Annotated in this window: 14 protein-coding genes; 7 read left to right on the top strand and 7 right to left on the bottom strand. The window is 73.8% G+C overall.

The features are described from left to right. Positions 1 to 23: 23 nt before the first annotated feature. From AC2YHB_RS00740 to AC2YHB_RS00715, 6 genes are all read right to left on the bottom strand, one after another. Positions 24 to 710, bottom strand: coding sequence for a hypothetical protein (locus AC2YHB_RS00740; protein WP_179649165.1), 687 nt, complete (start codon positions 708 to 710; stop codon positions 24 to 26). 69 nt (positions 711 to 779) lie between these two features. Then, the gene (locus AC2YHB_RS00735) at positions 780 to 1418 is read right to left on the bottom strand and encodes an MBL fold metallo-hydrolase (protein ID WP_036550195.1); all 639 of its coding nucleotides are present in this window, start codon (positions 1416 to 1418) and stop codon (positions 780 to 782) included. Positions 1419 to 1448: 30 nt separating this feature from the next. Further along, entirely contained in the window at positions 1449 to 3320 is a 1872-nt protein-coding gene (locus AC2YHB_RS00730) for a Na+/H+ antiporter (RefSeq protein ID WP_179649163.1), read from the bottom strand. A 5-nt stretch (positions 3321 to 3325) separates the two neighbouring features. After that, positions 3326 to 4951, bottom strand: a complete 1626-nt coding sequence (gene menD, locus AC2YHB_RS00725) for a 2-succinyl-5-enolpyruvyl-6-hydroxy-3-cyclohexene-1-carboxylic-acid synthase (RefSeq protein WP_179649161.1) — start codon at positions 4949 to 4951, stop codon at positions 3326 to 3328. Continuing rightward, positions 4948 to 5877 (bottom strand): o-succinylbenzoate synthase, encoded by a 930-nt coding sequence (locus tag AC2YHB_RS00720; RefSeq protein WP_218865096.1) that lies wholly within the window; start codon positions 5875 to 5877, stop codon positions 4948 to 4950. Before AC2YHB_RS00720 ends, menD begins: the two co-directional genes overlap by 4 nt. Positions 5878 to 5894: 17 nt before the next feature. Further along, positions 5895 to 6959, bottom strand: a complete 1065-nt coding sequence (locus AC2YHB_RS00715) for an AMP-binding protein (protein ID WP_308645563.1) — start codon at positions 6957 to 6959, stop codon at positions 5895 to 5897. A gap of 37 nt (positions 6960 to 6996) precedes the next feature. Here AC2YHB_RS00715 and AC2YHB_RS00710 point away from each other — a divergent pair, with 37 nt between their 5' ends. After that, positions 6997 to 8295: an MFS transporter gene (locus AC2YHB_RS00710; RefSeq protein ID WP_179649154.1), complete on the top strand. Its 1299-nt coding sequence runs from the start codon at positions 6997 to 6999 to the stop codon at positions 8293 to 8295. Here AC2YHB_RS00710 and AC2YHB_RS00705 read toward each other — a convergent pair. Beyond that, positions 8258 to 8734, bottom strand: coding sequence for a MarR family winged helix-turn-helix transcriptional regulator (locus tag AC2YHB_RS00705; protein WP_179649152.1), 477 nt, complete (start codon positions 8732 to 8734; stop codon positions 8258 to 8260). The two genes, AC2YHB_RS00710 and AC2YHB_RS00705, sit on opposite strands and share 38 nt — an antisense overlap. A 54-nt stretch (positions 8735 to 8788) precedes the next feature. On the opposite strand from AC2YHB_RS00705, the gene AC2YHB_RS00700 reads away from it, so the two are divergent. The 6 genes from AC2YHB_RS00700 to AC2YHB_RS00675 all read left to right on the top strand — a co-directional run bounded on the left by AC2YHB_RS00700 (position 8789) and on the right by AC2YHB_RS00675 (position 14169). After that, positions 8789 to 9766, top strand: coding sequence for a glutamate-cysteine ligase family protein (locus AC2YHB_RS00700; protein ID WP_179649151.1), 978 nt, complete (start codon positions 8789 to 8791; stop codon positions 9764 to 9766). Further along, complete coding sequence (locus AC2YHB_RS00695) at positions 9763 to 10749, top strand: ATP-grasp domain-containing protein (RefSeq protein WP_179649150.1); 987 nt, start codon at positions 9763 to 9765, stop codon at positions 10747 to 10749. Before AC2YHB_RS00700 ends, AC2YHB_RS00695 begins: the two co-directional genes overlap by 4 nt. Further along, positions 10746 to 11141, top strand: a complete 396-nt coding sequence (locus tag AC2YHB_RS00690) for an MAPEG family protein (RefSeq protein WP_036550175.1) — start codon at positions 10746 to 10748, stop codon at positions 11139 to 11141. The genes AC2YHB_RS00695 and AC2YHB_RS00690 overlap by 4 nt, the downstream gene beginning before the upstream one ends. Next, positions 11138 to 11818 (top strand): gamma-glutamyl-gamma-aminobutyrate hydrolase family protein, encoded by a 681-nt coding sequence (locus tag AC2YHB_RS00685; RefSeq protein WP_179649149.1) that lies wholly within the window; start codon positions 11138 to 11140, stop codon positions 11816 to 11818. Before AC2YHB_RS00690 ends, AC2YHB_RS00685 begins: the two co-directional genes overlap by 4 nt. A gap of 10 nt (positions 11819 to 11828) precedes the next feature. After that, positions 11829 to 13118: an MFS transporter gene (locus AC2YHB_RS00680; protein WP_179649148.1), complete on the top strand. Its 1290-nt coding sequence runs from the start codon at positions 11829 to 11831 to the stop codon at positions 13116 to 13118. Between the two features lie 169 nt (positions 13119 to 13287). Continuing rightward, positions 13288 to 14169 (top strand): 1,4-dihydroxy-2-naphthoate polyprenyltransferase, encoded by an 882-nt coding sequence (locus AC2YHB_RS00675; protein WP_179649147.1) that lies wholly within the window; start codon positions 13288 to 13290, stop codon positions 14167 to 14169. Positions 14170 to 14497 lie beyond the last annotated feature (328 nt).

Raw genomic sequence — 14497 nt, 5'->3', positions numbered from 1 at the left:
CGGACAGGAGCGGGCGGCGAGGATCAGTCCTCGCTGCCCGTCTTGCCGAGGACCAGCTCGAGGTAGTGGACGACCTCGTCGGGCGTGAGCCCGTTGCCGAACAGGTCGTAGGTGAGGCCGTCGCGCTCGGCGCGGCACTCGACCTGCTGGTAGTTCGACCCGGTCGGCTTCTCGCCCGTGGGGGCCCCGGTGGTCGGGTCGACCGCCTCGGCCCAGATCAGCGAGCAGCGGTAGCCGTCGATGACCTTGAGCTCGTAGTGGGTCCCCTGCTGGGAGGCCTGGAACGGGCCGCTGGGGATCACCAGGCCCGCGTCGCCGGGCACCACGGTGACGGCGAACTGGGCGGGACGCACCTGGGTCTGCGCGATCTGGCCCATCGCCTTGACGTCGATGTACGAGCGGGTGACCGCGGCGTCGTAGATCGCGGAGAGGTTGCTCGCGGCATCGGCGTCACCGGTCGCGGCGTTCTTCGCGACGGTCTCGAACTCGGTCGCCTGCTCGGCGGTCGCGCCCGCCTCCTCGGCCGTCACGGCGCCGAGCGCCACGAACCGGTCGTCGATCCGGTCCGGCAGCTTCGGCAGGTCCCCGGCGGACACCGAGGTGCCCGGGTCGTCGACGGCCTTCGGCAGGCCGACGCCGAACCCGACGGCACCGGCGAGGAGGACGGCGCCGGTGGCGACACCGGCGTAGGTGGAGCGTGCGATCGGCATTCGGCCATCATGCCTGTCGTTCCTGAGAGCCTGCCGAGGGGGCCTGACGGTCGAGACGACCGGCGCCGCCTACAGGTCGCTGCCGTCGGGGAGCCGGACGTAGTCGAGCCCGCGGGCGCCGAGCAGCCGCCCGAACTGCATGTCGACGATGCCGAGGCCCTCGGCGGAGTACACGCGGTCGTGGATGGCGACATTGCGACCGGCGCCGACGGCACGGGCGAAGTCGATGCCCTCGCTGGCCCGCATCCACGGTGCGCACACCGGCGCGAGGAGTACGTCGACCGGCACGCCCGGAACGGTGAGGGCGTCTCCCGGGTGAAAGACCGACTCCTCCCCCACCGTCATCAGGTAGCCGCTGTTGTGGAAGCGCGGCAGGTCCGGGTGGATCACCGCGTGCAGCTCGCCGATCGCGCGCACGCCGATCCCGCCGATGCTCCACGTCTCGTCGGGCGCGACCACGCGCACCCGCTCCGCGACGTCGGGTGCCGACTCGCGGATCTGCGCCGCGACGGCGGCGATCGTGAAGATCGGGGCGTCGGTGGCGCGGAGGTGGTCGGCGTCGTAGTGGTCCGGGTGCTCGTGGGTGATCAGCACCGCGTCGGCACCCTCCACCGACTCGCGCTGGCTCCACATGCCGGGGTCCAGGACCAGGGTCGTGCCGTCGTGCTCGATCCGGACGGCGGCGTGGCCGAACTTGGTCAGGCGCATGTGCCCACCGTAGCCGGAGGGCTCAGGAGCTCAGCCGGTCTGGTGGTGGACGTAGCACCAGCGCCAGTCCTCGCCCGGCTCCACCGAACGGATCACCGGGTGCTGGGTCTCGCGGAAGTGCGCAGTGGCGTGGCGTCCCGGCGAGGAGTCGCAGCAGCCGATCGTCCCGCAGGTCAGGCACATCCGCAGCGCCACCCACTGGGTCCCGTCGGCGAGGCACTGCGCGCACGCGAGGGCGGGCGGCGGGTCGAGCAGCGGCGTGGACTGCAGGTGCTCGCACCCGCCGGCGATGGGGCGGCTGGCGGCGGCCCTGATCTCCGCGCGCTGGGCGGCGGCGTGGTCGAGCATCGACTCCTCGACGTCGAGCATCGCCAGCACCTCGCTGACGATCTCCGACGGCACCTTGCCGGTGGAGCGGATCTCCAGCACGCGGCGCCGCTCCTCCTCGATCATCGCGCCGCGCCAGCGGGCGTAGAGGTCGCTGGGGCTCTCGAGGTCGGCGGTCGTGCCGAGCCGCTCCCACGCGGCGAAGTTGCGCTGCTCGATGCGCTGGATGATCAGGTCCCGCACCTGCAGCGGGTCCTCGTCCTCGGCCGCGAGGGCATCGAGCTTCTTGATGCCCGCCTTGGCCGCCTGCTGCAGCAGGGTCGCGCGGGCGAGCGCGTCGTCCTGGGCGTCGGGCCCCGGAACCCGCAGGGTGCGGGCGAGGGCGGGCAGGGTCATGCCCTGGCCGAGCAGGGTCCCCGCCACGACGGCGAAGGCGATGATCAGCAGCACCTCGCGGTGCTCGGTGTCCTCGGGGACCGTGAACGCCGCGGCGAGGGTGACCACGCCACGCATGCCGGCCCAGCCGATGAGGAAGGAGCTGCGCCACAGCATCGGCATCGGCTCACCGGTGCGGGCCTCGGGGCCACGGCGCAGCAGCAGTCCGCTGGCGGCGAAGACCCAGAGGAGGCGCAGCACCACGCAGGTGGCGAGGGCGGCCGCGCAGGCGATCGCGATGGTGCCGGCCCCGAACTCGCTCTCGCCGACCTCGCCGAGCAGCCAGTCGGCCTGCAGCCCGATCAGCAGGAAGACGGTGTTCTCCAGGACGTAGGCGATGGTGCGCCAGTTGGTGCGCTCGGCGATCCGCGACTGCGCGCTCTGCAGGATGGGCGCGACGTGCCCGAGCAGCAGGCCCGCGACGACGACCGCGACCACGCCGGAGGCGTGGATCTCCTCGGCCACGATGTACGACGCGAACGGGATCACCAGCGAGATGGCGGTGTCGAGCAGCGGGTCGGTGACCTTCTTGCGGATGAAGCCGACCACCAGGAACACCACGCCGCCGATCGCGGCGCCACCACCGGCGGCGATCACGAAGTCGAGGCCGACCTCCCACGCCGCGACCGTCGCGCTGAGCGCGCCGACGGCCGTCCGCAGCGCCACCAGCGCGCTGGCGTCGTTGAGCAGCGACTCCCCCTCGAGGATCGTCACGACCCGCCTCGGCAGGCCGATCCGGCGCCCGATCGCGGTCGCGGCCACGGCGTCCGGCGGCGCCACGACGGCGCCGATGGCCAGCGCCAGCGCCCAGTGCAGGTCGGGGATGACCAGCTTCACCACGGCTCCGACGCCGACGGTCGTGAACGCGACGAGCCCGACCGACAGCAGCAGGATCGGTCCGCGGTTGGCGTTGAAGTCGACGAGTGACGTGTTGACGGCGGCCGAGTAGAGCAGCGGTGGCAGCAGCCCCAGCAGCACGACCTCGGGCTCCAGCCGCAGCTCCGGCACGCCCGGGACGTACGACGCCGCGACGCCGACGACGACCAGCGTCAGGGGCGCGGGGATCTCGACCCGCTCGGACAGGGCGGTGACCGTCAGGACGACGACCGCAATGGCGACGAGCAGGAACGCGATCTCCACGGGACCTATTCTTCCGGGTCGGTCGCGAAGGATCGGATCCGCGCGTCCAGCTGCCGGCGGTCGGCCCGTCCGACGACCGCCTCGACGACCTCGATCCCGCCGTTCGGCGAGGCGAGCGCCTGCTCCAGCTCGGGCCGCGAGGTGACCCTCAGGTGCGGGACCCGCGCCGCCGCGCAGAGGCTGGCGAGGTCGGTGCCGTGGGGCGTCCCGAAGAGCCGCTCGAAGGAGGCCGCGTGCTCGGGTGCGCCCTGCTCGAGCATCGAGAAGATCGCGCCGCCGTCGTCGTTGGGCACCACGATCGTCAGGTCCGGACGGGGCTCGTCCGGGCCGAGGACCAGCGCCGTCTGGTCGTGCAGGAAGGTCAGGTCGCCCATCAGGGCGAGGTTCCGGGTCGACCCCTGACGGCCGAGCGCCGCGCCCACGGCCGTGCTGATGGTGCCGTCGATGCCGGCCAGCCCGCGGTTGGCGATCACCTTGCGCCGGCTGCCGACCGGGGTCGGCCGGGCCACCAGGTCGAGGTCCCGGATCGGGCTCGAGGCGCCGACGACGAGCAACCCGCCGGCGGGGAGCGCTGCGTGCGTGGCCGCCGCGACGTCGTACGGCGTCAGGGCGGGCTGCTCCGCGAGGAACCGGTCGACCCGGCGGGCCAGCGCGCGGTCCGCCGTACGCCACTCGTCGAGCCAGGCGGGGTCGTCCGGCCCGTCGCCGACCCAGCGGGGTGCGCCGATGGCGGTCGAGCCGGGAGGCGCCGGCGGCCAGACGCCGGGGCAGGGCACGACCAGCACCTCGACGTCCTCGCGCTCGAGGAGCCGGGTGACCGGCCGCGACAGGCTCGGCCGACCGAGGACGACGACCCGCTCGACGCGCGCGCCGAGATCCGTGCCGAGCAGGAGCCGGTAGGTGCGCAGCGCGTGGTCGCCCGTGCGCGCGCCGCTGCTCGGCTCCGCCAGCAGCGGCCAGCCCGCTGCCTCGGCCAGCTGGCGCGCCCGGGGACCGGCGTCGTCCCCGGCGACCACCACCGTCCGCGGCCCCTTCTGCAGGTCGGCCGGTTCGCCGTTCACCAACCATTCTTGTCGTGAATCCGCCGTTTCCACGACGAATTCGGTAGTTGCGTGGCCAACAGGAGCGGCGGGGACGAGGGGCGCGTCGAGCTGCAGGTTGAGGTGGAGCGGGCCGGCGGCGGTGACGGGGACGGCGTCGAGGGCGGCCACCGACGCGAGGTCGTGGGTGGTGACGAAGGGGCTGAAGATGCCGACCTGGTCGGTGGTCTGGTTGGCGCCGGTGCCGCGGAGCCGGGCCGGCCGGTCGGCGGAGACCACGACGAGGTCGATGCCGGAGTGGACCGCTTCGAGGACGGCGGGGTGGAGGTTGGCGACGGCGGTGCCGGACGTGGTGACGACCGCTGCCCGGGCGCCCGACTTGGTGAGCCCGAGCGCGAGGAAGCCCGCGGTGCGCTCGTCGATCCGCGTGTGCAGGCGCGGGCCGCCGGCCGGCGCGGCCGACCAGAGCGCGAGGAGGAGCGGCGCGTTGCGCGACCCGGGTGCGAGGACGACGTCCGTCACGCCGGCGCGGGCCAGCCAGGCCACGCACGCCTCGGCGAGGGCCGCAGCGCTGTCCGCGTCGGTGCTCATGGCCGACGATCCTCCCGCAACGCCCGCACGGCGGCGAGCCGGGCCTCCCAGTGCGCGACCCGATCCGGCGCCGCGCCCACCCCCGCCACCTTGTGTACGTCGACCGCGGGCCGTCGTACCGGCAGCGCCCCGTCCACGGGCAGGAGCGGCTCGGACACGACGTCCGCGGTGAGCAGCTGGACCGTGGCCAGCCCGCACGCGTGCGGCAGCGACGGCAGGGCGGCGGCGAGCGCGACCCCCGCCGCGATCCCGACCGAGGTCTCCAGCGCAGAGGACACGACGACGGGGAGCCCGATCCGCTCGGCGATCTCCAGGCAGGCGCGCACCCCGCCGAGGGGCTGGACCTTGAGCACCGCGATGTCGGCGGCCTCGAGGTCCCGCACGCGGTAGGGGTCCTCGGCCCGGCGGATCGACTCGTCCGCGGCGATCGGCACGTCGACGCGGCGGCGGACGCGGGCGAGGTCCTCGACGGAGGCGACCGGCTGCTCGACGTACTCCAGGCCGCCGGCGGCACGGTCCAGCCGGCCGATCGCGGCGACCGCTTCGTCGACGGACCAGCCGCCGTTGGCGTCGACGCGCACGTGGCCGCCGGGGCCGAGGGCGTCGCGCACGGCCTCGACGCGCGCCTCGTCGTCGGCGGTGGTCTGGCCCGGCTCGGCGACCTTCACCTTCGCGGTGCGGCAGCCGCCGGCGAGCACGATCTCGTGCGCGCGCTCGGGCCCGACCGCGGGCACGGTGACGTTGACCGGGACCGACGAGCGCAGTGGCGCCGGCCAGTCGCCCGCCATCGCCTCCTCGGCGCAGCGCAGCCACGGCTCGGCGACGTCCGGGGGGTACTCCAGGAACGGGCTCCACTCCCCCCAGCCCGCGGGACCGCGCAGCAGCGCGACCTCCCGCACGGTGATGCCGCGGAAGCGAGTGCGCATCGGGATGGCGACGACCTTCACGACGCGGTGTCCTCGAGGGCGAGCGCCCGGAGGGCCTGCCGGTCGGGCTTGCCGTTGGGCAGCAGCGGGATCGCGTCGAGCACCACCCACTGGCGCGGCGCCCAGGCCCGCGGGTGGGCGCCGGCGACCCAGTCGCGGAGCTCGTCGACGGACGGCCGGGGGTCTCGTGACGGTCGCTGGTCGACCTCCTCGGCCACCGGGGACCCGGGGACGACGAAGGCGACGACGCGGTTGCCCCACTCGTCGTCCGGTACGCCGAGCACCTCGACCTCCCCGATCGCCGGGTGCGCGCGCAGCCGCTCCGCCACCGCCGGTCCCGGCACGTTCAGCCCGCCGGTCACGATCACGTCGTCCAGCCGGCCGATCAGCGCCAGCCGGCCGTCCTCGTCGAAGCGGCCGGCGTCGGACGTCAGGAACCACCCGTCGACGAGCACCTCGCGGGTCAGGTCCGGCTGGCCGTCGTACCCGGAGAACAGGGTGGGCCCGGCGATCCGCACCCGGCCACCGGCGCCGAGGGCGACCGCGACGCCGTCGAGCGGGACGCCGTCGTACACGCACCCTCCGGCGGTCTCGGCCGAGCCGTAGGTCGCGACCACGTGCACCCCGGCCTCCTCCGCCCGCGCGCGCAGCGTGGCGCCGATCGGGCCGCCGCCGAGCAGCACCGTGTGCGCGCGGCGCAGCGCCGCGACGTCCGCCGGCGACGAGAGCATCCGGGTCAGCTGGGTCGGGACCAGCGAGGTGAACCAGCCCTCGCCGGCCGGCCACCCGTCCCGCTCGAGCAGGGTCGGCTCGTGGCCGGCGACGAGCGAGCGGAGCACGACCTGCACCCCGGCGACGTACGACGGAGGCAGGGCCAGCACCCACGGTCCGCTCGCGCCCAGCCGGGCCGCCGAGGCGCGGACCGAGGCGAGCACGGCGTCGCGTGGCAGCACGACCCGCTTCGGCGTCCCCGTGGACCCCGAGGTCGCGATGAGAAGCGGGACGTCGCCGGGTCCACCCAGCCAGGCGCGCGCCTGAGCGGCGACATCGGCGGGAGAACCGCCGGGGACCCAGAAATCCACGCGACAAAACCTAGTGCCAGGGAGAAGATGTCCGGCGATGAGCATCTCGGCCGAAGCGACGAAGCAGGGGTTCTGGCGGCGCCTGGTCCCACCGACCCCGATGTCGCGGCGCCTCGCCACGCAGTCGATCCTCTTCTCGACGGGCGAGGGCGCGTTCAACACCGGCAGCGCGGTCTTCCTCACCCAGGTCGTCGGGATGTCGGCGAGCAAGGTCGGTCTCGCGCTGACGATCGTCAACGTCGCCGAGTTCCTCATGGCCTACCCCGCCGGCCGGCTGGTCGACCGGCTCGGCCCGAAGCGGGTCTGGGCCGCGACGACCTGGGGCCGCGCGGCCTGCTTCGCGGCACTGCCCTTCGTCGGCTCCTTCGGTGAGTACGTCGCGGTCGGCATGTTCTTCGCGCTGTTCGGCTCGGCCGGGCACTCCAGCTACCAGGCCTACGTGGTCGACGTGCTCCCGCCGAAGGAGCGCGTCGAGACCCAGGCCTACCTCTACTCCTCGCTCAACCTCGGCTTCACCCTGGGCGCGATCATCGGTGGCATCGCGCTGGCGACCGACAGCCTCGAGGTGATCCGCTGGTCGCCGCTCTTCGCGGCGGTGCTGATGGGCTTCAACGGGTTCTGGATCGCGCGCCTGCCGGCGGCTCCGCACGACCTGCGCGTCGCGAGCGGCGAGGCGCGGGTGCGGCCGACGGGTCCCGGCCCGCTGCGCAACCCGGGCTGGATCCTGGTGACCTTCTGCCTCGGCGTCCTGTGGACCAACCAGACTCTGCTCAACGTGGTGATCCCGCTGTGGCTGGTCGAGGCGACGGACGCACCGCACGTGCTGCTGGCCTGGCTGTTCGGGACCAACACGGTGCTGTGCATCTTCCTGCCGGCGTACACGTCGAAGGGGGTGAAGGACCTGCGCGACGCGATGCGCTACGTCTGGATCTCGACCGCCTTCTTCGTCGTGTCCTGCCTGATCACGCTGGTCACCCACTCGACCGTCGGCCTGGTCACCGTGCTGCTGGTGTGGCTCGGCCACGTGACGGTGACCGGCGCCGAGCTGTTCATCTCCGGCGCGAGCTGGTCCTTCCAGGCCGAGCTGATGGACCCGAAGCGGCGCGGGGAGTACCAGGGCGTCGCCGACGTCAGCCGTGCGATGGGCTCGATGTGGGCGCCTGCGCTGTTCACCTTCCTCGCGATGCAGTGGGGCGAGGAGGGCTGGCTGGTGATCGCCGCGATCGTCACCGCCGCCACCGTGCTGACCGGTCCGTCGCTCGGGCTGGCCGTGCGCTTCCGCGACCAGCACTTCCCGGTCAGTCCGGAGCCGGAGACCCAGCCAGCAGCTCCCTGACCCGGGCGAGCACGCGCCGGGTCGTGGCGAGGTCCTCCTCGCCGAACTCCTCACGCAGCATGTCCTCCACCTCGAGGATGTGGTCGAAGCCGCCCTGGGCGACCTTCCGTCCGTAGTCGGTGTACCGCACGATCTTGGCGCGCCGGTCGGACGGGTCCGGGACCATCTCCACGATCCCGAGCCGGGCCATGTCGCGGACCACCTCGCCCATCGACTGACGGGTGATCCCCGCTCGTGTCGCCATGTCAGCGGCTCGTGCGCCCTCCGGCGGGAGGGTCGCGAAGACGGCGTCGTGGGCTCCCGCGAGCTCGGTGAAGCCGCGGGCGTGCGCGCTCGTGAGCATGTCGTTGCGCAGCGCCCGGGCGCACTTGTCCGCGAGCGCGATGAACGGCTCGAAGTGCGGTCGCTCGAGATCCGGCTGCTCGGAGGCTCTTGACATTGACAGGCTACCTTCCAATAATCGACAGGCAGCCTTACTTTATCAGGAGATGCCATGGACACCCAGACCCGCACCGCACCGGTCGCCGCCGAGGTCGCCCGCCTGTTCCGCCCGCGGCACCGCACCACCCGGGTCGCAGTCGAGCAGGAGCTCTTCGCCCTCGACCTCTTCAACGGCAGCAGCGCCGCCCCCGACCGGGTGCGCCGCGCGAGCGCCGGGCGCCCCTACGAGCCCTGGCTGGCGTTCGAGCCGGGCGGCCAGGTCGAGCTGAGCCTGCCGCCGGCCGCATCGGCGGAGCAGGCCGGCACCCACCTCGTCGCGGCGACCTGCGCGCTCGCCCGCGACCTGCAGGGCGACGGCGTCGTCCTCTCCTCGCTCCCGGTCCGGGCGGCGGACCCGGCGACACCGCGCCACCTCCGCACTCCCCGGTACGACGCCATGGAGCACCACCTCGACACGATCGGCCCGGCCGGACGCCGGATGATGCGGTCCACCGCCTCGACCCAGCCCTGCCTGGACTGGTGGCCCGGGCAGGCCGGCCGCGAGCAGTGGCGGCTCCTGCTCCTGGCGGCCCCCTTCATCGCCGCGGCCACGGCACGCAGCACCGGTCCGACCGGGCGGCTGACCACCTGGCTCGCCGTCGACCCCGGCCGCACGGCCTTCGACGACCGGCTGCTCCACGGCGACGACCCGGTCGCCGCCTACGCCCAGTTCGCCGCGGGAGCGACCCGCTTCGTCGACGGCGACCCCGCCCACCTCAGCACCCTCTTCCCGCCCGTCCGGCCCCGTGGGCGCTACCTGGAGGTCCGCTTCCCCGACGCCCAGCCGACCCGCCGCGTCGGCAGGCTGCTGCAGGCCCTCGCCGCCCTCCTGTACGACGACGCCCGGCGTCGTACCGCCCTCGCCTCGCTCGCGGGCGAGCAGCGGCGGCTCGCCGACCACTGGGCTGCGGCCGCGGCCGGGACCGGCGACGTGGAGCGCGGCCTGGCCCTGCTCGACTGGCACCCCGACGTGCTCCGGGAGGCATCATGAGCATCCTCGTCGTCGCCGACCCGTGGGCCGGCCTGGACCCGTCCATCGACGCGACCGTCGGGCTGGTCGCGGCGGCCCAGGACCTCGGTGTGGCCGTGCGGGTCTGCACCCCCGAGGACCTCTCGGTGGTCGCCGGCCGGGTGCGCGCGACCGCGAGGCCGGTGACCCTCGGGCCGCGTGCCCGCGGGGCCGACCACCGCTGGCTGGTCGGCACCCCGTGGTCGCGGCTCGGCACGCCGCAGGTCGTCGACGTCGCCGACGCCGTCCAGCTCGTCCTGCTCCGCATCGACCCGCCCGTCGACGACCGCTACCTGCGCACCACCCACCTGCTCGACCTCGTCGAGTCCGCGGGCACCCGGGTCGTCAACCGGCCCGCCGGGGTGCGGGCCCTGCAGGAGAAGCTCCTCGCCCTGCACTTCCCGGAGCTCTGCCCGGCGACGCTCGTGACCGCCGACCCGGCGGAGGTGCGGCGCTTCGTCGCCGCGCACGGGGCCGCGGTCGTGAAGCCGGTCGACGGCTTCGGCGGCCTGGACGTGTGGCTGCTCCGCGACGACGGTGCGGCGCTGGCGCTGGCCCAGTCGGCGACCGGCGGCGGACGACGGCACGTGGTCGCGCAGGAGTACCTCGCCGCCGTACAGGAGGGGAACAAGCGGCTCTTCCTGCTCGACGGCGAGGTGGTCTGCGCGGTGCTGCGCCACCCGTCGCCCGGCGACTTCCGGATCGACGCCCCCTCCGCGCCTGCGGTCGTCGACGACGCCGACCGCCGCATCGTCGCCGCAATCGCCCCGCTGCTCGCCCGGCACGGCGTCGCGATGGCCGGGCTCGACGTGATCGACGGCCGCCTGATCGAGGTCAACGTGACCTGCCCCGGCGGCACCGCCAAGGCCGACGCCCTGCTCGGCACCGACCTGTCCGGCGCGTACGTGCGCCGGCTCCTCCACCTCGAGAGCTCCACCCGACAGAAAGTGATGGCCGCGTCATGAGCACCACCGTGATCACCTGCATCGCCCTCATGGGCATCCTGCTGTTCGTCCTCGGCGCCAACGTCACCCGACACCGCGCGATGCGCGGCGCGAACGGGCCGCAGATGCCGACCGACCCGGCCGACCGCCTGCTCATCGCCCAGCGCGCCCACGGCAACGCCGCCGAGTACGTGCCGACCCTCGTCGTCCTGCTCGTCGTCTGCTCGACGCTCACCGACGGGTGGTGGCTCGACGCCCTGGCGATCGTGGCCGCGGCAGCCCGCCTCCTGCACGCCTACGGGATGCTGTCGGCGAAGACCCTCGCCGCGCACGGCCCGGTGCGCGACTCGGGGGCGATGTTCACCTACGCCTCCGGCATCGCCCTCGGCGTCACGGCACTCGTCGCGATGTGAGCGGCGTACGACGCCCGGTGATCGGCATCGCCGGCCACCACCAGCTCGTCCCGCGACCGTTCGGCGAGCTGCCGGTGCACGGCGCGGCCGCGGCGTACGCCGCCGCCGTCACCGCGTGCGGGGGCCGGCCCGTCGTCGTACCTCCCGGCGCCGGGCCCGGCCTGCTGGACGTCCTCGACGGCGTGGTGCTCACCGGCGGCGACGACGTCGGGGCGGACCCCGCCCGCGACGCGGACGAGACGGCGCTCGTCCGCGCGGTCGTGGCCGCCGGCGTACCGCTGCTCGGCGCGTGCCGCGGGTTGCAGGTGATGGCGGTCGCCCTCGGCGGGGTCCTCGACGACGTGACCGGCCATTGCCGGCCGGCGGCCGGCCACGCCGTGACGACACGGCCCGGCTCCGTGGTGCACGGCCTGGTCGGCGCGGCCGTGACGACCACCGCCCTGCACCGACAGGCCGTCGCAGCTCCCGGACGGCACTGGCGGGCGACGGCGTGGGCGATGGACGGCACGATCGAGGCGATCGAGGCGACCGATCCGGCGCTCCCCGCCCTGGGCGTGCAGTGGCACCCCGAGCTGTTCTGGAACGATGCTCCCCAGGACCCCACCGGGCCGGCGGTCTTCGCCTGGCTGGTGCGGCTCGCCGAAAATGGTTCGACAGGAGCCCGACGGCGCGCGTAGAATTGTCTTGATGTCAAGATATATCTCGGACCGCATCGCCCGCCTGGCCGGCCCCACTCCCCTGGTCCGGCGGCTGTCCGCGCAGTCGGTGCTCTCGGCGTTCGGCGACGGCGTCTTCCTCACCGGCAGCGCGGTCTTCTTCACCCAGATCGTCGGGCTCTCCGCGGCCCGGGTCGGCCTCGGCCTCTCGATCGCCGGAGCCGTCACCTTCCTGCTCGCGGTGCCGCTCGGCAAGCTCAGCGACCGGTTCGGCGCCAAGCGGGTCTGGGCGCTCGCCTCGCTCGTCGAGGCGCTGCTCTACCTCGCCTGGCTCGCCGTCGGCGGCTTCGCCACCTTCGTCGCGATGCTCGTCGTCCTCGAGCTGGTCGTGACGACGAGCCGGTCCGCCCGCAACGCCTACCGCTTCGACATCTTCCCGCGGGAGGAGCGGGTCTCCTCCAACGCCTACTTCCGCGCGGCCCGCAATGTCGGCTACACCCTCGGCGCGCTGCTCGCCGGCGTCGCGCTCGCGACCAACGACGACGCCATGATCCGCGCCGTCCCGGTCGCCACCGCCGCCCTCCTCGTCCTCAACGCCGTCCTCGTCTCCCGGATGCCGTCCGTCATCCACCACACCGAGGAGGCACCACTCGAGGCCGCCCTCGAGACGGTGCTGGACGGCGGGAAGGGCGACAAGCGCAGCGCCCTGCGCAACCGCGGCTACGTCGCCATGGCCGTCCTCGGCGGCGTCCTCGGCACCCACCAGGTGCTCCTCAACGTGGTGATCCCGCTGTGGCTGGTCGAGGAGACCGACGCCCCGCGCGTGCTGCTGGCCTGGCTGTTCGGCACCAACACCGTGATGGCCGTGCTGCTGCAGGTGGCGGCGGCCCGCGGCATCACCACGGTCGCCGACTCGCTGCGCGCCCAGCGCCGCGGCGCCTTCTTCTTCGTGCTCTCCTGCGGCATCGTGCTGGTCACCCACGACACCGTCGGCTGGGTGACGATCGTGCTGGTCTGGGTCGGCCACGTCACGGTCACCGGCGCCGAGCTCTTCCAGTCGGCCGGCGAGTGGGGCCTGCAGGCCGAGCTCTCCGACCCCGCCCGCCGCGGCGAGTACCAGGGCGTCTCCCAGCTCGGCTACACCCTCGGCACGGTCTGGGCGCCCGCCCTCTACACCTTCCTGGCCATGCACTGGGGTGCCCAGGGCTGGCTGGTGATCGCCGCGATCGTGCTCCTCGCCGCCGTGCTGATCCACCCCGCCGCCCGGGCCGCCGAACGACACCTGACCCGGATGGGAGTGCCGGCCCCCGAGCCTGCCTGACCTCATCGCGCCGCCCTGCGACGGCCGGGCGGCCCCACAGGGGCGCGCTGGCTGCGTTGCCGACGCTCGACAGTCGGCCAGACTGCCGTCGCGCCGGGCGCCTGCATCACACCCATCTGGACCCGCCCAACTCGTCGCAGCTCGGCGGGATGAGGTTAGATCGACGGCTATGGCCACCGCGAAGCACTGGATTGCCGGCGCCCGACTCCGCACCCTCCCCGCGGCCGTCGCCCCGGTCCTCGTCGGCACCGCCGTCGCCGTGTACGACGACAGCGCGGTCTGGTGGAAGGCACTGCTCGCCCTCGTGGTCAGCCTCGCCCTCCAGGTCGGCGTCAACTACGCCAACGACTACTCCGACGGCATCCGCGGCACCGACGACGAGCGAGTCGGCCCGCTGCGCCTGGTCGGCTCCGGCCTCGCCACCCCGGCCGCGGTGAAGCGGGCGGCCTTCCTCTCCTTCGGGGTCGCCGCCGTCGCCGGCATCGCCCTCGCCGCCACGACCGCGTGGTGGCTGCTCGCCGTCGGCGCGGTCAGCGTGCTCGCCGCCTGGTTCTACACCGGCGGCTCGAAGCCCTACGGCTACCTCGGCCTCGGCGAGGTGATGGTCTTCATCTTCTTCGGCCTCGTCGCCGTCGTCGGCACCACCTGGGTGCAGACCGAGCGCTGGGGGGAGATCGGCTGGGCGTCGGTCGCCGCCGGCACCGGCGTCGGTGCCCTGGCGTGCGCCATCCTCGTGGCCAACAACCTGCGCGACATCCCCACCGACACCGTCTCGGGCAAGATCACCCTGGCCGTGCGGCTCGGCGATCGTCGTACCCGGGGGTTCTACGCGGTCCTGGTCAGCGTCTCCGCCGCGGCCGTGGTCGTGCTCGCCGCGCTGACGTCATGGTGGGCGCTGCTCGGCCTGGGCTTCCTGCTGCCCGCCACGAGGGCCGCGCGGATCGTGCTCGGTGGCGCCGGCGGCCCGGCGCTCATCCCCGTCCTGCAGCAGACCGGCATCGCCGAGCTCGGCTGGGCGGTCCTGGCCGGACTCGGCCTCGTGCTCGCCTGACCTGCCACTTCGAGTCGACTTGCCACCTTGGCCCGTCGACTTGCCACCTTGGCCCGTCGACTTGCCACCTTGGCCCGTCGACTTGCCACCTTGGCCCGTCGACTTGCCACCTTGGCCCGTCGACTTGCCACCTTGGCCCGTCGACTTGCCACCTTGGTCCGTCGACTTGCCACCTTGGTCCGTCGACTTGCCACCTTGGTCCGTCGACTTGCCACCTTGGCCCGTCGACTTGCCACCTCGGCCCGTCGACTTGCCACCTTGGTGCGCGGCGCGCGACCCGAGGGGCAACTCAACCGGCCAAATCGGCAACTCGACCCGTCAGAGTGGC

It is taken from the genome of Nocardioides sp. SRI_004 (assembly GCF_057586415.1).
This window is presented reverse-complemented; position numbering and strand designations above follow the sequence as displayed.

Bases quoted from the DNA above. Each gene is read 5' to 3' on its own strand.
- AC2YHB_RS00740 (WP_179649165.1), bottom strand. From the start codon at position 710: ATGCCGATCGCACGCTCCACCTACGCCGGTGTCGCCACCGGCGCCGTC.
- AC2YHB_RS00735 (WP_036550195.1), bottom strand. From the start codon at position 1,418: ATGCGCCTGACCAAGTTCGGCCACGCCGCCGTCCGGATCGAGCACGAC.
- menD (WP_179649161.1), bottom strand. From the start codon at position 4,951: ATGAGCACCGACGCGGACAGCGCTGCGGCCCTCGCCGAGGCGTGCGTG.
- AC2YHB_RS00720 (WP_218865096.1), bottom strand. From the start codon at position 5,877: ATGCGCACTCGCTTCCGCGGCATCACCGTGCGGGAGGTCGCGCTGCTG.
- AC2YHB_RS00710 (WP_179649154.1), top strand. From the start codon at position 6,997: ATGAGCATCTCGGCCGAAGCGACGAAGCAGGGGTTCTGGCGGCGCCTG.
- AC2YHB_RS00705 (WP_179649152.1), bottom strand. From the start codon at position 8,734: ATGTCAAGAGCCTCCGAGCAGCCGGATCTCGAGCGACCGCACTTCGAG.
- AC2YHB_RS00700 (WP_179649151.1), top strand. From the start codon at position 8,789: ATGGACACCCAGACCCGCACCGCACCGGTCGCCGCCGAGGTCGCCCGC.
- AC2YHB_RS00695 (WP_179649150.1), top strand. From the start codon at position 9,763: ATGAGCATCCTCGTCGTCGCCGACCCGTGGGCCGGCCTGGACCCGTCC.
- AC2YHB_RS00690 (WP_036550175.1), top strand. From the start codon at position 10,746: ATGAGCACCACCGTGATCACCTGCATCGCCCTCATGGGCATCCTGCTG.
- AC2YHB_RS00680 (WP_179649148.1), top strand. From the start codon at position 11,829: ATGTCAAGATATATCTCGGACCGCATCGCCCGCCTGGCCGGCCCCACT.
- AC2YHB_RS00675 (WP_179649147.1), top strand. From the start codon at position 13,288: ATGGCCACCGCGAAGCACTGGATTGCCGGCGCCCGACTCCGCACCCTC.